The following is a 17262-nucleotide window of genomic DNA, read 5'->3' as shown; positions in this document are numbered from 1 at the left end:
TATTACATAGGAGGAGCAGCACCCCTAATACTCACCGAGACATCAGCCGCTTCGTCCAACCCTTCTTCTAGCGGTGGGGAATTAAAAGGGATGCGGCCCGGAATAAACTGAGTGATGCCCCAGGCCCCCACGGCTACCAACCCCAACCACAAAACATTGCGCCCCACTCTGGCAGCTAAAGCTCCGGAAATTGCGTAGCGAAGGAGATGAATAGCCCATGTCATGGGAAGGTATGGATGAATGGCTTGGAATATGGGGGGTGAGAGCTGAATGGGATAAGTGCCCGCTGAGCCCGCCAACTGGACCACTAAAAGCACGATACCTAAAAGCCGCCCTCCATCTCCTAGTTTTTCCGATAACAAACGCATAACCGTCCACCAGGTCACGGCAATGGCTATCATCGTCTCCCAAAAAATTAAAGGGTGAACGGGGTTCATAGGCAATAGCCACAAGATCCCCGCAGATAAGATGATACTTTGCGCTAAGCCCAGCCCTAAACTGGTCCATTGACGCAGAGCAAGACCCTTGCGGGTACCGCCTGGTACAATCACTGTCGCCACCAAAGCTCCGACCCAAAGTGACAGCGCCAAGAAATAGGGAGAGAGCCCCTTACCGTAGTTGCTGTGCGGTCCGAGAGCCACAAACTTCCCCGTTACCGGTTCTGCGACAAAACTGAGATCACCTGCAGCTTCCTGCAACTTTTTCCCCAGAACCTGGGTATCATATCCTACCGTATGCAAATGTGACCCCAAACGCATAGCGCCTGATCCCATGGCTTCAGCGGCAGAAGCCGATTGTGATAACTTCTGAGCCAGACCTTCCTGGGACGCAGCTAATATCTTACTACGTTGACTTAAGGTATTGGCGGCTTGATCCGCCTGCACGACTCCTTCTGCCAAGGCTTTTGCTTCTTGGGGCCATAAGGTGACTGATGAAGGATTGTCTAGCGCTTTTTCAAGTGCCCCAAGCTTTCCCTGCTCTTGAGACAGCTGCTGCGCTACTGCTGCCCATTGCGTTTGTTGTTGCGTTATGGATTGTGTCGATTGAGGGCTCGCCATCGCTTGAATCTGCCGAGAGAGAATGGACAGCACGGCCTCTTCTTGCTGAGCGGCATCTAACAGCATGTGTTGGCTTGAACTAATCCCCTGAGCCGTCTTGGTGGCACCTTGAGCCACTTGCTGCATTGTGGTAGAAAGCGTGCCAAGATGCTGGGCTAAATCGTTCATCCCTGTGGACATCCCCATCGCCCCATGAAAGAGCTCTTGCCCCCCTAAGGATGCGCTCATAAGCGCTTGACCCAACTGGTGGTCATCGGCCGCAAGGCGCAGCCCGGCCTGCCCCAACGCCATAGTGCTGTTGCTGAGGATATGTGTATCAGACGCTGCGTGACTGAGATTGTATCGCATATCCGCGAGACTGACATTACGCAACGCCTTATTGAGTTCGCTCGTCAACGCAATACTCTCTTTTTGCATCACCAAATCATTGAGATAATTGCTGCCGGGGTTCACAACAAACGACACCGTCGGCGATTGGTGATGGATAATTCGTCGGGTATAATTTTTGGGAATAATAATGGCTAAATCCGCTGTCCCCTCTTCTAACTGGTGCTGTGCCATAGCTTGCGTGGTTTGATGAATATCCCATCCCCGTGGCAGTTTTTTGACGACAGCGCGGCCGAGAAATTTTCCGTGATCCCCAAGATCTTGATTCACAACATCAATAGGCAGACGATTAAGATGCCCATAAGGGTTCCAATAGGCGCTTAAATACGCCCCGCTGTACAGCAATGGGACAATCGCAATAGCCGCCATGGATAACCACCCTTTACGGGTTCCTAATAAGAGCGAGCGCATGTTTTCACCTCTTTGTACTGACTAGTCAGTATACTAACAGCTGCTTCAAATCTTTTCAATGGGTGGATTCATTGGGATGTGGAAAACACGACGTCCCTTACTATTTTTTGCTTAAGACGATATAATCAACAAGACAGATATACATTGACGTTAACGTTATGATTGATTGGGGGGTACAGTGTGGCCAAAACGCACGGCGTGGCTTATAAATGGATCGCTTTGTCTAACACCACCTTGGGCATTTTAATGGCCGCTATCAATGGCACGAGTGTCATCATCGCCTTACCGGCTATTTTTCGGGGCATTCACGTCAATCCCTTGGCGCCTGGGCAAACCGGATTGCTCCTTTGGGTTTTGATGGGATTTAACGTGGCCACCACGATTCTTTTGGTTTCCTTTGGCCGCTTATCAGACAGTTATGGTCGCGTACGTTTGTACAATTTAGGATTTGCGGTGTTTACACTGGGTTCTATTCTATTGTCTATTACATGGGGCCACGGAACAGCAGGCGAATGGCAACTCATCATCTTTCGAGTCGTCCAAGGCATTGGCGGAGCCTTCTTGTTTGCCAATAGTGCAGCCATCTTGACCGATGCCTTTCCTACAAATGAACGAGGTTTTGCCCTGGGACTGAACCAAGTCGCTGGGATTGGCGGTGCGGTCATTGGAATCGTCTTAGGTGGACTGATGGCGGCCATTAATTGGCGCTGGGTCTTTTTAATCAATGTCCCTTTTGGTCTGTTGGGCACCATTTGGGCGTATGTCGCCCTGAAAGAATCCGGTCGACCGCGTTCTCCGCTGCGCCTGGATTGGATCGGCAATATCACCTTTGCGGTGGGACTTCTGGGCGTATTGTTGGGACTGACCTATAGCATCCAGCCTTATGGCCATCATGCCACTGGGTGGAGCAGTCCTTTTGTTCTGATCAGCCTGATTGGCGGGCTTGTGCTGCTAGCCATTTTCGTTGTTACTGAGATGTACATCAAAGAACCCATGTTCAACATGCGGCTGTTTGGCAATCAAGCCTTCAGTGCCGGCAATATTGCAGGGCTTCTGGCCGCTGTGGCCCGAGGCGGTCTGCAGTTTATGCTCATTATTTGGCTTCAAGGCATTTGGCTGCCCCTACACGGTGTCTCCTTTGTCAACACCCCATTGCAGGCGGGAATTGACACGCTCCCACAAATGGTAGGCTTTCTCATTGCCGGTCCTGTCAGCGGACGCCTCTCGGACCGATTTGGAGCCCGTTGGTTTGGCTTAGCAGGCATGCTCGTCGCCGCCACTGGTTTTCTTTGGCTAACAAGCCTGCCGGCCGATTTTCATTACTGGACTTTTGCGGGAGCAATCTTTTTACTTGGTATTGGCATGGGATTGTTTGCTTCGCCAAACTCTGCAGCCATTATGAACAGCGTCCCTGCCCGTTACCGCGGGGCAGCATCCGGCATGCGTTCCACCTTTATGAACGCAGGGATGATGCTCAGTATGGGCCTGTTCTTCACGATGGTCATCAGTGGTCTGAATCAAAAACTCCCTGACGCCATGCGCCATGGGCTTCAGGCCTTTCACTTGCCTGCGACTTTAGTCGCCGGACTCTCCCATCTGCCCCCGATTGCCGCCCTATTTGCGGCCCTGCTCGGATACAACCCAATTCAAACCATTTTACCAGCAGCGGTGTTGCATAGTCTCCCGGCTACCAGTACGCAAGTGCTCATCAGCCGTGAATTCTTTCCTCATTTGATTGCGAATCCCTTTATGAGCGCCCTACGCACCGTCTTTATATTTTCAGCGGTAATCTCCTTCATTGCCGCCATCGCGTCCTTACTTCGCGGACCGCAATATATCTACAGCGAAGACGAAGTCAAGACCTCCTTAAGCCCAACCGATCCGTTACAGCGCCGTTATCTGGCCGTTGCTTTGCTGGGCATTTATGCAAGTCGTCAAAAGCTTAAACAAGATGACAGCGTTGAAGCCCAAGCCTTGCTCAAGCGCTCGTTGTCTCTCCTCATGATTGCCACAGACCCTAAACGATTTGCCAAGAACATGTCAACACACCGCACTAAAGGAGGAAGTATCGCACAATGAGACGATATTTTTGGCCGATTACCAGCAGCGCCTTGAGTCTCATCTTAGCCGCTGTCCTTACGGCAAGCCCATGGCTATACATGCGTCACGCGCCGGGACCGTGGAACCAAACAACCCAGACGTTTTTCTGGACAGGGTTGGGAATGATCCTCATTTCAGGCATTGCCTTAACGTTGTGGATCCGTCAATTACGCCAACAATGGACTCCCCAGCAGATAACCTTCTCGCAAGGTGAAGCTCCCGATCAGGCCATTTCCTCTAAGGACATTAAAGACGTCTCCACTGCGCGAGAGCCTAAAGTGGTTGTCCCCGAAAGCGAAGAAGAACGTTGGGAGCGCGAATTGCGCCAACTCGCCCAAGACGTCTTGCTCGACATCTCCCAAGACCATCAACCTCACACGACCGCACGCGGGGAGGGACTCAAATGAAAAGCGCTTCATGGCTGACAGGACTCAGCATTTTAGGGGGGCTATGGCTCATCTTATCGCCTGCTATCGTTGGCTTCCCGGCACCTCACTCCCATCATATATGGACGGCAAGCCTCGCATTGGCCACCATATTTGGCGGGCTATTCGTCGTGTTAGGCGTCGTAGGCCTCACAGGCTTTTATGCGTCGGTCGTTCCCAAGCGCCTGCATATGAGCCGTCAGCCAACTCCTCAAACACCCTTACCCGAACCTTCGCCGCTACGCGAAAAGCCACGCGCGGTGGCAACGCCTGTACAAAATCAAGACGATACCGATGCGCTACTCAATGAATTAATGCGACGTCTTCTGCACGATGGACCAGCCTAATCTCAAAAGCGGCAGGCATAAGCCTGCCGTTTTATCACGGTGCAATGGGCTCCGCACGGCGAAAACCCCATGACCACAATCCCCACACCACGGCTCCGGTTATTAGGGTAAAGACCCCATCGGCTAAGAACATGGCAGACAATGAGGTTTTTACCACCAGCAGACCAGAAATTACCGGGGTTGCAATCATGGCCAACACAAAATACACTTGTGTCACTCCAAAATACAGTCCTCGCTGAGAGGCATCCCCATACATTGTGACCGCACTGAGAAATCCGACATTCAAAAGCCCCGCCGCAATGCCTCCCAATAACAAGAACACAGCTACCAGCGTTGCAGTGCCTGTACTCGATAGGGCAACAGACATTCCTAACAGCGCAATGCTTCCCAGTATCACGGGTCGAAATCCCCAGCGCCGCAATAGAATTGTGGCGCCTAATCCCGCGGCAATCATGCCGAAACTCTGCAAGGCCGTGATAGCGGTCGCGTCTTGTGCTGACATGTGCAAGCTCAAGAGTTTTATAGGATAAAAAGATTGAGCGAGAGCTTGCGGCAGTGCGGTCAGTAATGCAACCAAACCACTCACCACGACCACCGGTTTCTTCGCCACTGGTCCTAGGGATTTCACCGCGTTCATAAAGTCAGCCCCGGTAGCCGCCGTAGCAAACGTGGGAAATGTCCAAGCCAATGCCCCAGCAACGACCGATAAGAACGCGGACAAGCCAAATGCTACGGGCATTCCCCAAATCCCGGCAACTGATCCCGAGGTGGCGATTCCCAATAGCGCTCCCGCTTTGGTGGCACTGGTAAACTGACCCAGATTACGCGCTGGGTCACTCCCCAATTTGGACGCCAGCGATTGGGCAGCCGTCCAAAAAACCCCCCGAGCCGCTCCAATCAACAATTGCGCAAGAATCAACCCAACGACCCTAATATCAATTGTGGCCGCACAGAGGCCTGCCGAAGCACCCACGGCAAAGGTGATCAAAAGCAGGCGGCGTTCTCCAAAAAAACTTGTCAATGGCCCACTTAAAATGCGGGCGGGTAACTGCATAACGCCAGGCGTTGCAGCCAACAATCCCACAACCCAAGCATGGTATCCTAAACGCGTTGCATCAATCGGGACCAACAACGCCAGCATCAAAAACGAGACGTTAAAAGCCAGTCCCGCCCCATTGACTGCCCATAGCCGGACACGCACGAACCTCCCCCCCTCCTTGATGATACGCTTTTTTCAGAAGGGGACAGCAAAAAACGCCTCCGTTTTATTGGAGGCGTTGTACTTCTGTTACAACACGTGTCCGACAGTAGCCAATCCCGCATATACCAGACCCAATACCGATAATCCTCCGGCCGCTGCGAGTCCAAGGAGCACGACAACCGCTAATTTATCCACTAAAGTCTGCTGGGAAGTTTCCCTGTCTGGTGCAGACATCACATGTTGCCCCATAGCATGCTCTCCTCTCACTTCTCAGGTTGTTGAAAATAGTCTACCATGATGTTCTGATATTGTGAACCATTTCACATTACGTTTGTTCATGCTATCACAAATATTTTTTGGAAACCTGAGGCTTGTATTGTCCAAGGGAAGACGTTGATAAGCTATCACAAAATTTCATCCCCCCAAGGAATTCTTGACACTAATTCCTTTATAGTATATATTCCTATATAGAAAGGAAAGGTGATAAATGATGTTACGCTCCACACGGATAGATCTCTCGGCTGAAAATCGTACCGCATTGACCGCCCTATTAAATCAGGAATTGGTGTTGATGACCGACCTCTACCTCCAAACCAAATTATCCCATTGGAATGTTCAAGGGCCTCACTTTATTGCCTATCACCAACTATTTGATGAGATCGCAAGCCACGTGCTAGAAGCTGTCGATATGATTGCCGAGCGCGTGACGACTCTGGGCGCAGCCGTGGATACCTGTGCTCAAACCATCTCAAATACCACAACGCTTGCGCCATGGACTGCATCAGACCGCCGAGACCAAGTGATAATCCATCGCCTAGCCGATGTCATTGGTGACGTCGCCAATTCCATGCGTAGGGCCATTGACGAAGCCGCAGCTTTAGGCGATGCCGATACCGCCGACCTATTTACCGAAGTTTCCCGCCAGTTGGATAAAGATTTATGGTTTGTAGAATCGCACGTGAACTAATCGGGCATCAAGGTACTTAAAAAGCCACGCCCCTGTCATGGACGCGTGGCTTTTTCCTTTTATCGTCAGACGCCATGCCATGCGGCAAGCATTGGCGTTAAATAGACCTAGCTGTCAGACGGCAAGTGCCGTCTAAGATGGAGCGCAATGTTGTTGAATAAATCGCGCGGCGTCTCGCATAACCGCGCTAGCTTGGGCGAAAAACGGCACCGAAACAAATCCGTGGATGACACCTTCATATCGGCGAAGCCATACATCGACGCCTTGTGCCTGCAATGCATGCGCGTAGTCCTCGGCTTCGTCACGCAATGGATCATATTCTGCGGTGGCAATAAACGTTGGTGACAGCCCCGCTAGATTGGGCAACCGAGCAGGCGAGGCTTCGGGCAATAGAGCATCCTCCACGGTGCGCAAATACATCTCTCCAAACCATGCCATATCATCATTTTGCAACAAATATTGTGTACCAAAGATTTGTTTGGAGGCAGTGACTGCAAGCATATCAGTTGTCGGATAAAATAGAATCTGTCCCCTTAGCGTGATTCCATCGTGTCGCGCTTTTTGCGCCACAACCGCAGCAAGATTACCACCCGCGCTGTCCCCCGACACAAAAAGGCAATGAGGGTCCGTATTCCAATCCGTCGCGTGACGCATAACCCAATGCAAGGCTGCAAAACATTCGTCCACCGGTTTGGGAAACTTAAACTCAGGGGGCCGATGGTAGCCGACTGATATCACGACAGCGCTCGATGCAGCTTGTAGCGCTCGAGCTACATGGTCATAGGACTCGATGTCACCTAAAACAAAGCCACCCCCGTGGAAAAACAGGACTAAAGGAACAGCCTCTTGATGAGCGGAAGCATATACGCGCACGGGAATTTCGCCATAAGGGCCCGGTATCATCAAATCCTCAGTGAGAATGTTCGGGGTCATAGGCGCCGCGGCTTGCAACAATTTCTGGCTCGCAACAAAACCTTCGCGAGCTTGTTCGGGCGTTAACGTTCGCAACGCAGGGGCATGGAGCGCTTGAATGCGCGTAACATATTCTTGGACAGTCGGATCTAATGGCACAGTTATCCTCCCTTTTGCTGGGGAACCCGAATATGCGGGGCCCGTTCGATTCCTTTCTTCTTTTGTTATACTCGATCGTCGGGAACGAGGCACGAACATCCCTAAAGACTTTTGCATTTATCAATCATCTAAGACCTTTAAAAGCTTATGCCCCCTATCAATCCTGATATAATCAAGAAAAACTCCCAGGGGAGCCGATGTCCGTTCTATGTCATCACCTCATGTAAAAGGGTCCTATCCAATAAGCTACACCTTCAGGGATGCCGATTTGTCCTTGGAGATTGGCTACGGCGACCAAACGCTAATGCGATGGCCCTTTTCGTCGTGGCGCATCGTTGAAACTCGTCCCCCTAAAATCAGGCGGGTGATGGCGTGGGATTTCATTCGGCGACGCCCTACCCATATCGTTCCCATTGTGGCCGGAGATGTCCAATGGCTAAATTCCAGCGTCTTACGGGTGACATTGCGAAGTGCGCGTCATCTCGCCTTGACCCTAACGCTCACCACCATTGAGCCATGGCACACGGTTATCGAGGTGCAAACGGAATATCCCGATGCGCTGCTTGAGATCGTTTGGCAAACTCCCGCGGCAGAATCTTGGAAGGGATTTGGCGAACACACGCACAGTATTCATCCCCCCGCACGGTTTGACTCATGGGTAGAAGAAGGACCCGTCGGACTCGGACGATGGTCACGGTGGCTGAAGTTTTTGCCCTTTGTTCCCTTTCCCAAAGGTCCTTATGCCTCTTACGCATCGGTCCCTTTATGGCTGAGTTCAGCGGGATATAGCGCATGGTTTGAATCTACTGAAATGATCCGGTGGCACCTCCAATCAACATGGCGGCGCGCCCAAATTTGGTCGCATCAGACAACATTGCACGTTGTTGCGGGAAAGGATCCCGAACAGGTGATGACACGCCAATTCGCCGTCCTCCAACGCCCGCCCCAGCCTCCCGCGTGGATATTTGCTCCTTGGAATGATAGCGTACAAGGCCAGGCTGAAGCTCAGGCACTGAGCCGATTTTTACGGAATAAGCGCATCCCCTCCAGTGCGATTTGGATTGAAGACTGGATGGGTTCTCAACAAAACGCCCGGCGGTTTTGGATGCGCCCTTTGACGCATCAGCCGGACCAGAGTCTGTACCCTAATTTTCCTGCCTTATCCCATCAGCTCCATTCGACCGGCTTTAAGATGCTTGGATATTTTTGCCCCGAGGTCACAGAAGGCACCCCTTTATATCAACAGGCATTAAAGGACCACATGCTCGTGCAAGATGCATCAGGCTTACCTGTCCGCATTCCCATTTTAGGAATTGCCCATGGCGAGCTTGACCTGACGCATCCCAACGCCCAAAGTTGGATCTCGACGCATCTCTTTGAGCCAGCGCGGCAGCTAGGCTTCGATGGGTGGATGGCCGATTTTGGCGAATATCTCCCAGTTAACGCCATCATGGCTGATAAGACGACAGGCTGGCATACCCATAATCGGTATCCTTTACTTTGGCAGCAGATTAACCGGACTTTTTGGGACAACGCCCGCCCATCAGGGGATTATACGTTTTTTGTCCGTTCCGCATGGGTTGGAACGCATCGCCTGGCTCCGGTCATGTGGGGCGGAGACTCCGATACAGACTTTGAAGAAGCTGACGGCTTGCCCACTGTCATTCCCCAAGTGCTTTCCGCCCAAGTCGCAGGATTTTTCTACTGGGCTACTGATATCGCGGGCTATATGACGTTTGGCTTGACCAAGCCCTCTGGACGTCTCTTATACTGGCGCTGGCTCCAACTGGCCGCCCTATTGCCAGTTATGCGCACCCATCATGGCACGGCACGCCCCAGAAACTGGCATTTCACCAAGGATGAGGAAACTTTAGAGGTCTATACCCGTTATACCCGCTTACATACTGCCCTTTATCCGTATTTTCACCACTTAGCCGTGCAAGCCACCCAGGTCGGACTGCCCCTCGTGCGTCCCATGTATATGGTTTTTCCCACCGACCCCGTCAGTTGGACGCTGGATCAACAATTTATGCTCGGATCCGATCTCTTGGTCATTCCAGTGACGAAACGATCTTCTAAGCAACACCGTCTCTATTTTCCCACCGGATCGTGGCGCTGCTGGTGGACCAATACAATATATACGGGCCCGCAGTGGATCTCAGCGGCCATTCCCGATGACCGCCTGCCTTTGTACGTACGCCTTGGCGCCACCCTCCCCCTGATGGAAGGGGTTGAGATTGCAGATGAAGTAATGGAAGGCATTGTAGACTCATTCATCCCCATTGGACAAGGGCCTGGAACCGATCTGCCACACGCCCTTGAATACCTCACCCTCTATATGAGTTGTGGTGATGATCCCACCACAGGAGAATGGGCATTGCCAAGTGGCGGCACGTTGGTCTGGCAGTATCAACCGAGAGCTGGGAGTTTGTGTCCCATGGATGATTCTATAGCTATGCCCGTTTACGCAACGCACCTGCCAAAAGGCACTCATAGCGCCGTCAAGGTACGCTTAAACCCAGGTAGCCGTTGCCAGTTTGCGGCGTTTGAGGGCGCCGTCGTACTTTCTTTGCACGGCGCTGTAACCCCATTAACCTGTATCGTTCGCTTATGGCATGATAAGAAAGGAGATTCCCGTGATGGCTATTCGGCCTAAATGGTATGCGCTTGGTAACTTAGGCAGCAATATCTTTAGTCAAGCGTTTGCTACCTTTGCCCTGTTCTTCTATATTGACCATCTTCGAGCTCCTTTAGGCGCGATTACCGCCGCAATGGCCGTTCAAAGTGTTTGGCATGCCGTGTTAAATCCCGCCATTGGCCAATGGTCAGACCGTACTCGCACCCGGTTTGGACGCCGTATCCCGTATATTGCCGGATTGAGCCTCCCGGTTGGCATTCTCTTTTTCTTTCTCTGGCACCCGGTGGTTTCCCACCAATGGCTTCCGGCATACTTTTTATTCATTGTCATGTTCTTTGACCTGACCTATTTGACCGTGGTACTTAATTGGACGAGTTTATTCCCGGAAATGTTTCGTTCTGTCCAACAGCGCACACGGGCCCAATTCCCCCGACAAGTCGTGGGAGTTATTGCTCTGTTGATTGGGGTTGCCGCCCCTCCCCTTTTATACGGCCATTTGGGGTGGACGGCCATGGGATTCATCCTCGCGACTATCGGAACCGCTGGATTCTTCCTCTCCCTCTTCGGTTCCCACGAGGAACCCTCCATAGCGTCTCTGCCACACTGGTCTTTATGGGAAAGCCCACGTATTCTAAGGCACGAGCAAGGCTTTCGCCAGTTCCTCGCCATGAATTTCCTCGTCCAATTGACATTAGGGCTCGTGCCGGCGGTTCTTCCATTTTATGCGAAGTATGTTCTGCATTTGTCCCACAGTATGCTGTCCCTCGTCTTAGCCAGTATCTTTGTCACTGCCATGATTCTGATCTTACCATGGACACGACTGGTGAGAAAAATTGGATCCCATCAGTCCATACGTTGGACTATAGGGTGGATTGCCGCAGGCTTACTACCGTTGTTATGGGCCCATGGACCGCTTATGGTCCTTGTGAGCGCTGTGTTTTTAGGTTCAGGATTAGCAGGATTTTTAACGTTGGCTGATGTATTGATGGCCGAAATTATTGACTACGATGCACGCCAAACGGGCCGCCGTCGTGAGGGCATTTTCTACGGCATCAATGGATTTATTCTCCGTCTCGGCGTCTCCGTGCAAGCGCTGTTGCTCTATATTGTGCTTCACAGTACAGGATACCATGCTAATGCGCACGGATATGCCTCTATTAGCGTGCAAGACGGCTTTCGTGCCCTCATCAGCGGTATTCCCCTCGTCTTTATGGCATTAGCCTTCTGGACCATTTACCGCTTTAGTATCCCTGAAAGTGTCGTAGAAGCACCAGAGTCTTTGACCGTGTAAAAAGCCGTCATGGGGATAGACCCAGCAGACGGCTTTTGCACGATGATTCTAATCCCTAGGTCGACCCATGTACCTCAAACGGTGCTTCTTCGTGCACGACTTCGGTGACTTGATTGCGTTCATCCACAAACACGACCACTGGGTGATATGACGCTAATTCCTCTTCGCTATAGAGACGAAATCCCAAGATAATGACCAAGTCTCCGGGGCTAAACAACCGCGCAGGAGGACCATTGAGGCAAATATCCCCTTGAAAACGAGGCCCCGCAATAATGTACGTCTGCCACAACGCCCCATTAGATAGGTTGCTAATTTGAACCATTTCGTAGGGCTTTAGCCCTGTTTGGTCCAAAATCGCCTGGTCAATAGTGATAGACCCAATATAATTTAAGTTGGCTTCGGTCACCGTAGCCCGGTGAATTTTTGCGGCTAACATGCGATACTGCAAAGCCGACACCTCTTTTCTTTTAACCCCGCGTCATGTTACCAACTACCGTCCATACCTTACCACCCGCTTATAGGACTGTCAAAACGCCATAAAGTCCCATATCGTCCATTTATCTCCCTGAGCTCGCCTTGGAATGACTATGCCAACAATCGCGGCCTCTTGACCCCATATTCTTCTACGGAAATTTTGTCCAATGAATCCTTCCGTTGCTATTATGACTCCAATGGATCATCTGGCCCCAGCGTTTCTTCCATAAGAGCGGCAAGACGGTGGTTCACCGGCTCATTCGTACGTCTAAGCCCTAAGATGGCCCCGATGCGACTCGCCACCGAGCGATTTTGCCCCAGTTTAGCTTTGCCTTCGACACTTGTAATATGAATACGCACGCCAACAATTTCTTCTAACATCTGCACATAGGGCGCCCTGGTTAACTTTTCTTCCCACAGAGCCTTCGTTTGGGGTTCGAAGCGCTTTAATAGGGCCTGAAGAATGTCGGCAATACCCGGAGCCTGATCGACAATTTCACAGGTCCCGCGAATATGGATTGCTACATAATTCCACGTCGGCACGCTGAACTCTTCCCCGTACCATTCCGGGGAAATATACCCATCCGGTCCGGAAAAGATGGCCAAAACAGACGCCCCCGCTAATCCTTGCCAATGAGAATTCGCCCGCGCCAAATGCCCTAGTAATTGCGGATTTTCTCCGTCTCGATACAACAAAGGAAGATGTGTCGCCACAACGTCTTGTCCTTGAACAGAAGTCAACACGCCAAAAGGGTATTGCCACAAGATATTCGCTAATTCGCTCGGGGGAAGCTGAAAGGCTTTCGGAATATACATAGTGTCCACCTTTCTAAACTCACAGTGCTATTGCCGTCATCACTAATTTGTACCACGCCATCGTTTTACGTCTTGATAAAGCCAACACGGCAGGCGTCCTGTCGTGGTTCGCGGTAAAATAACGCCAAGGAGGATAGGACGCGTGACTATCTTTATTGTACTCTGGAAAAAAATTCGACAACACCAGATTCTCGTGTTATTTGTGATGGCCGTCTTGTGCATGATTGGTGGTGCGACGTTATTTGCCATCACGCAGCATACCTCATTCTTCATTGCCCTGTATTGGGCCATCACCACGGCGACTACGGTAGGATACGGAGATGTCACCCCGCACAATACGGCAGGCCGCGTCATTGCCATGGGGGTCATGTTAACGACCATTCCGCTTATGGGTGCGGTATTTGCTGGTTGGGCGGCAATTCTTGCGTCGATACACATAAGGAGAGTGTTAGGGTTGGAAAAAGTTTGGGACCATCGCGGCCATTTGATCGTGTATGGATTTAGCGCCACTGTCGCCCATCTGCTCGACGACCTTATCGAGGAAAAATCTCAAGTCGTGGTCGTAGCTGATGTGCCTCCTAGCTCGGTTCCTGAAGGCGTTCGATTGATCTCCGGTGATGCAACAAATCCCCAAGTATTGGCCAAGTCGCGTCCGCAGACGGCACGGCAAGCGTTGGTTTCAGGAGCCACGGATGGCGAGGTGCTCTTAACAGCTATTGCTTTAAAACATTTAGCACCAACTTTACCAATTATGGCTATCACCCAAAGTGCCAAAGTGGCTGAAGCCTTAAAGGATTTAGGTGTCGAGCATACCGTCGCCGCCGATAATTTATTAGGCCAGACTGTAGCCAAAAGCCTTGAAACCCCGCACGCTGCCGACCTCTTACTGAGCTTATTAGGCTCAGAGCGCTATGTGCTCCGCGAGCGGACCATAGAAGAACAGTGGGTCGGCCTGCCTTTGAGCCAAGTTCGCCACCGTTATCCCGGCATTTTGCTGGGTATTGTGCATGAGCACCATGTGATTTTAGGCGTCGAACACGATCCTGTACTGGAGGCGGACGATCACGTGCTCTTTTTAACCGCCACCGATATCCGCTGAATCCGCGTCGCATGGTATGCCCACCGTCTGCTGCGCGCATAATAGCACGGACCGTCCTGATTTTGTTTAGGGCACTTTGGGTCAGACAAGGAGACGAAAATAATGGACCAGCACTTGCAATCAGCGACTAGTACCCACTTTACGCATTTTGCCATGACACCTCCTCCGGACGCTAGTGTAGACTCCCAAGAAAATCGCATTATCTTCCACAACCAACACGTCCAGATGGACGTCGCAGCCCTATCGCGAGAGTTTTCAGATGTGATGTTTCATATTGGTGGACTCGACGATCCGCGCATCATTATTCCCTTAGGATCCGACGTCACCGTAAATTTCCAAAACCAAGACACAGCCAATCCACATGGGTGGCGCTTGATTGCTGATAAGCCACCATTTCAGAACCCGCAAAGTGCAGCACACAAGCCGCTTGCCTTTGTAGGCTCTGAGGTTGGCGTCACCAATCCCCAAGAAAGCGGCCAAGCCCATTTCACGGCAAACCAAGCTGGCATTTATACGTATATTTGCCCTGTTTCAGAGGATGGCGGTATCGGCCTCTATGGCATTTTTGAAGTCAGCCCGTCTCACTAAGTAGATATCGTTGGCCCCCTGCACTATGATGGGGGCCCGATTTTTACCGCGACCGAATCACCATCCAAATTATCAAAGCCACCATAAGGGGAAGCATGACGATCGCGAACAATTCATGCGCAATCAAATAGACCAGCGGTAGCCCGACGATAATAGCGATCCATGTCTTCAAGGCGCGAGAACGCAAGTGGGGGTGCCTTATCGCGGCAATAGACAACCGCACCGGATAGGATAACAAGGGTTTAACAGAGGGTGCAGGACTAATCTGTGCCTTCATTTGAGTTGCATCAGCAGGATTCAGCATAACATCCCGAGCGCGTTGCAACAAAATAAATTGGGACGCTTCTCCCCCGTTATCGGGATGAAGGCGCCGCGATTGTCGCCGAAATGCTTGCTGGACTTCTTGAGGATCAGCATCCACACCAACGCCTAACAAATCCGCCGCATCTTGGCGTGTCATGGACCATCCTCGCCTCCATAAGCAAAATCTCCCATGTACATTGTCGTCACCGTCCCTTTATCATTAACCTCATCATAGCATGGAACAATACTCGCTCCAAACGCTGTGAACCTTAGGCCCGTCGGCCTTCAGTCTTGACGCATCCATGGGGCCATCATACACTTCGTTTGTGACAAACCATAAACTCTTTGGCCACGTGATGGATTGACTCGAAGAGACTATGGCTTCATGTTCCCCATAGAAAGGCAGGCTCAGCATGACCGAGTATGATAATTTTGCTTGGCTGTACTATCGGCATTGGGCGGGCTACTCTTATACGGTGCGCCCCGTGTTATCCCGGGTATTGTTGTCAGCGCTAGCGCCTGGGGGACATATCATCGATCTCTGCTGTGGAACCGGACAGACCGCCGGTTATCTGGTCTCTCAAGGATTTGCGGTGACCGGAATCGACAACTCACCCAACATGCTCGCTTATGCTAAACGGGAAGCACCTGGCGCACAGCTTTTATTGCAAGACGCCCGCACATTCGCGTGCGACCACCCGGCGAGTGCCGTAATCTCGCTGTTTGACAGCTTAAATCACATGCTCACGGCAGACGATTTAATGGCAGTCTTTTCGCGCGTCTTCGCCACGCTCGAGCCAGGAGGAAAATTTTTCTTTGACGTCAACACTTTACAAAAATATCAAGCACAGTGGACTCGCACTGACGCCATGATTCATCCCGACCACGTCGCAACGTTTCACAGCAAATTCGACTTACGGTCCCGACTGGCTACCTTCAATGCGACTATTTTCATCTTGCACGACCGCCAATGGATTAGGTCCGATGTTGTCCTGCAACAACGAGCCTATAAACTATCAATGGTGGCGCAGCTGCTCCGTGAGACCGGATTCTCTGCGATACAGATAATGAAAGGCGTCTCTCTGTCCACTGACCCACAATTTTCAGGCCGCGCCTTTTTTCTCGCCACGAAGCCCACGAACCCATTCAACGCCACCTTGCGAGTCCTTTAGCTCACGCTAGATGTGAACACACTCCCATAAAGCCCCGACGTCCTGATAAGATTATTGCTATCTACGTCATCGAAAGAAGGCGGAATATGAGGACCGTATTGGATAGAGACTTGGTAGAAGCCTTTGAACAAACCGAAACCACCATGCACCGGCAGCATTTAGCGCGCTATGTGACTTATGAGCCAGGTGGAGATTTCGCAGACATGTCCCGGGACGGAGGACAAGCACTTTTTGCAGGTCACCTGTCGCCACTTAGTTATGCGTCAGGGTTCGGCCTGCCATGCCGTGGCAATGAAAACGACCTAGCCGCAATCGAGTCCTTTTATGATCAGTTTGACATGCCTGCACGTATAGAGGTTACATCGTTTTCAGACCCCACATGGCTCAGCGTGTTGGCGCACCACGGGTATTGCCTCGACCATTTTACCCACGTTTGGTATAAGCCACTCTGTTCTCGACCGCGTCATTTCTTCCCCCCAGTCGGTTCGATCGAGATAGTTGAAGAAAACACGCCGCTTGTGTCCCAATGGGCACACATTGTGGCATCCGGCTTTAAAATCGATGGTCCGCCTTCTCTTGACGACATCACATTTGCTACATGCTTTTTGCAGCACGACAGCTCGACGGGCGTGTTAGCAAAAGTGCATGGCGTCTGGGGAGCCGCGGCCGCAATCTCTATTCAAGGCCCCATCGCCATGCTTTTTGCCGCCAGCACACAACTCACCCACCGCAATCAAGGGCTCCATCACATGCTCATTGCCAAGCGCTTAGAGATGGCCGCCGAGGCCCACTGCGAGTGGGCGATTATCCAAACCGACCCCGGCAGCGCCACGGAGCGTCACGCTAGCGAATTGGGATTTGTCATGGGATACACCAAAGCGATGATGGTCGCTCCCATGGCAACATCATAAGTC

Annotated in this window: 17 protein-coding genes; 10 read left to right on the top strand and 7 right to left on the bottom strand. The window is 51.6% G+C overall.

Going from position 1 to position 17262, the window contains the following annotated elements; genetic code table 11:
- Positions 1-2 precede the first annotated feature (2 nt).
- The gene (locus tag CO251_RS07390; protein ID WP_103375159.1) at positions 3-1856 is read right to left on the bottom strand and encodes a YhgE/Pip domain-containing protein; all 1854 of its coding nucleotides are present in this window, start codon (positions 1854-1856) and stop codon (positions 3-5) included.
- 180 nt (positions 1857-2036) lie between these two features.
- Between CO251_RS07390 and CO251_RS07385 the strand changes: the two genes are divergently transcribed.
- The 3 genes from CO251_RS07385 to CO251_RS07375 are packed head-to-tail and all read left to right on the top strand — an operon-like array spanning position 2037 to position 4728.
- Positions 2037-3935: an MFS transporter gene (locus CO251_RS07385; RefSeq protein ID WP_242968427.1), complete on the top strand. Its 1899-nt coding sequence runs from the start codon at positions 2037-2039 to the stop codon at positions 3933-3935.
- Positions 3932-4363, top strand: a complete 432-nt coding sequence (locus CO251_RS07380) for a hypothetical protein (protein WP_103375158.1) — start codon at positions 3932-3934, stop codon at positions 4361-4363. Before CO251_RS07385 ends, CO251_RS07380 begins: the two co-directional genes overlap by 4 nt.
- Positions 4360-4728: a hypothetical protein gene (locus tag CO251_RS07375; RefSeq protein ID WP_103375157.1), complete on the top strand. Its 369-nt coding sequence runs from the start codon at positions 4360-4362 to the stop codon at positions 4726-4728. The genes CO251_RS07380 and CO251_RS07375 overlap by 4 nt, the downstream gene beginning before the upstream one ends.
- Positions 4729-4762: 34 nt before the next feature.
- Here the strand turns inward: CO251_RS07375 and CO251_RS07370 are convergent, their stop codons facing one another.
- Both CO251_RS07370 and CO251_RS17365 read right to left on the bottom strand, forming a co-directional pair.
- Positions 4763-5929, bottom strand: a complete 1167-nt coding sequence (locus CO251_RS07370; RefSeq protein ID WP_103375156.1) for an MFS transporter — start codon at positions 5927-5929, stop codon at positions 4763-4765.
- An 87-nt stretch (positions 5930-6016) separates the two neighbouring features.
- The gene (locus CO251_RS17365) at positions 6017-6178 is read right to left on the bottom strand and encodes a hypothetical protein (protein ID WP_158246228.1); all 162 of its coding nucleotides are present in this window, start codon (positions 6176-6178) and stop codon (positions 6017-6019) included.
- 238 nt (positions 6179-6416) lie between these two features.
- On the opposite strand from CO251_RS17365, the gene dps reads away from it, so the two are divergent.
- Entirely contained in the window at positions 6417-6896 is a 480-nt protein-coding gene (dps, locus tag CO251_RS07365; RefSeq protein ID WP_103375155.1) for a DNA starvation/stationary phase protection protein Dps, read from the top strand.
- Positions 6897-7028: 132 nt separating this feature from the next.
- Here the strand turns inward: dps and CO251_RS07360 are convergent, their stop codons facing one another.
- A complete protein-coding gene (locus tag CO251_RS07360) occupies positions 7029-7967 on the bottom strand; it encodes an alpha/beta hydrolase (protein ID WP_158246227.1) in 939 nt (312 codons plus the stop codon).
- 268 nt (positions 7968-8235) lie between these two features.
- Between CO251_RS07360 and CO251_RS07355 the strand changes: the two genes are divergently transcribed.
- Together CO251_RS07355 and CO251_RS07350 are read left to right on the top strand one after the other, a co-directional pair.
- Complete coding sequence (locus CO251_RS07355) at positions 8236-10623, top strand: TIM-barrel domain-containing protein (protein WP_158246226.1); 2388 nt, start codon at positions 8236-8238, stop codon at positions 10621-10623.
- Positions 10607-11896 (top strand): MFS transporter, encoded by a 1290-nt coding sequence (locus tag CO251_RS07350; protein ID WP_103375152.1) that lies wholly within the window; start codon positions 10607-10609, stop codon positions 11894-11896. Before CO251_RS07355 ends, CO251_RS07350 begins: the two co-directional genes overlap by 17 nt.
- A 55-nt stretch (positions 11897-11951) precedes the next feature.
- Here the strand turns inward: CO251_RS07350 and panD are convergent, their stop codons facing one another.
- Both panD and CO251_RS07340 read right to left on the bottom strand, forming a co-directional pair.
- Complete coding sequence (gene panD, locus CO251_RS07345) at positions 11952-12344, bottom strand: aspartate 1-decarboxylase (protein ID WP_207654641.1); 393 nt, start codon at positions 12342-12344, stop codon at positions 11952-11954.
- A 212-nt stretch (positions 12345-12556) separates the two neighbouring features.
- Positions 12557-13186, bottom strand: coding sequence for an FMN-binding negative transcriptional regulator (locus CO251_RS07340; protein ID WP_103375151.1), 630 nt, complete (start codon positions 13184-13186; stop codon positions 12557-12559).
- A gap of 142 nt (positions 13187-13328) precedes the next feature.
- Between CO251_RS07340 and CO251_RS07335 the strand changes: the two genes are divergently transcribed.
- Positions 13329-14285 (top strand): TrkA family potassium uptake protein, encoded by a 957-nt coding sequence (locus tag CO251_RS07335; RefSeq protein ID WP_103375150.1) that lies wholly within the window; start codon positions 13329-13331, stop codon positions 14283-14285.
- A 102-nt stretch (positions 14286-14387) separates the two neighbouring features.
- Positions 14388-14873, top strand: a complete 486-nt coding sequence (locus CO251_RS07330) for a hypothetical protein (protein WP_103375149.1) — start codon at positions 14388-14390, stop codon at positions 14871-14873.
- A 43-nt stretch (positions 14874-14916) separates the two neighbouring features.
- Here CO251_RS07330 and CO251_RS07325 read toward each other — a convergent pair whose 3' ends face one another.
- On the bottom strand, positions 14917-15333 hold the full coding sequence (locus tag CO251_RS07325; protein WP_103375148.1) for a DnaJ domain-containing protein: 417 nt from the start codon (positions 15331-15333) through the stop codon (positions 14917-14919).
- Between the two features lie 256 nt (positions 15334-15589).
- Here CO251_RS07325 and CO251_RS07320 point away from each other — a divergent pair, with 256 nt between their 5' ends.
- Positions 15590-16348, top strand: a complete 759-nt coding sequence (locus tag CO251_RS07320; protein WP_103375147.1) for a trans-aconitate 2-methyltransferase — start codon at positions 15590-15592, stop codon at positions 16346-16348.
- An 86-nt stretch (positions 16349-16434) separates the two neighbouring features.
- Positions 16435-17259 carry a hypothetical protein gene (locus tag CO251_RS07315; RefSeq protein ID WP_103375146.1) on the top strand — a complete coding sequence of 275 codons (825 nt, stop codon included), beginning with the start codon at positions 16435-16437 and terminating at the stop codon, positions 17257-17259.
- Positions 17260-17262 lie beyond the last annotated feature (3 nt).

The sequence above is a fragment of the Sulfobacillus sp. hq2 genome (genome assembly GCF_002903155.1).
Classification (GTDB): domain Bacteria; phylum Bacillota; class Sulfobacillia; order Sulfobacillales; family Sulfobacillaceae; genus Sulfobacillus; species Sulfobacillus thermotolerans.
Note: the sequence above shows the minus strand (reverse complement) of the source record. Positions and strands in the feature narration are given on the sequence as shown.

Excerpts from the sequence above, each read along its gene's own strand:
- CO251_RS07375 (WP_103375157.1), top strand. The coding sequence starts at position 4,360 with ATGAAAAGCGCTTCATGGCTGACAGGACTCAGCATTTTAGGGGGGCTA.
- CO251_RS07390 (WP_103375159.1), bottom strand. The coding sequence starts at position 1,856 with ATGCGCTCGCTCTTATTAGGAACCCGTAAAGGGTGGTTATCCATGGCG.
- CO251_RS07330 (WP_103375149.1), top strand. The coding sequence starts at position 14,388 with ATGGACCAGCACTTGCAATCAGCGACTAGTACCCACTTTACGCATTTT.
- CO251_RS07380 (WP_103375158.1), top strand. The coding sequence starts at position 3,932 with ATGAGACGATATTTTTGGCCGATTACCAGCAGCGCCTTGAGTCTCATC.
- CO251_RS07315 (WP_103375146.1), top strand. The coding sequence starts at position 16,435 with ATGAGGACCGTATTGGATAGAGACTTGGTAGAAGCCTTTGAACAAACC.
- dps (WP_103375155.1), top strand. The coding sequence starts at position 6,417 with ATGATGTTACGCTCCACACGGATAGATCTCTCGGCTGAAAATCGTACC.
- CO251_RS07340 (WP_103375151.1), bottom strand. The coding sequence starts at position 13,186 with ATGTATATTCCGAAAGCCTTTCAGCTTCCCCCGAGCGAATTAGCGAAT.
- CO251_RS07350 (WP_103375152.1), top strand. The coding sequence starts at position 10,607 with ATGGCTATTCGGCCTAAATGGTATGCGCTTGGTAACTTAGGCAGCAAT.
- CO251_RS07325 (WP_103375148.1), bottom strand. The coding sequence starts at position 15,333 with ATGACACGCCAAGATGCGGCGGATTTGTTAGGCGTTGGTGTGGATGCT.
- CO251_RS17365 (WP_158246228.1), bottom strand. The coding sequence starts at position 6,178 with ATGGGGCAACATGTGATGTCTGCACCAGACAGGGAAACTTCCCAGCAG.
- CO251_RS07320 (WP_103375147.1), top strand. The coding sequence starts at position 15,590 with ATGACCGAGTATGATAATTTTGCTTGGCTGTACTATCGGCATTGGGCG.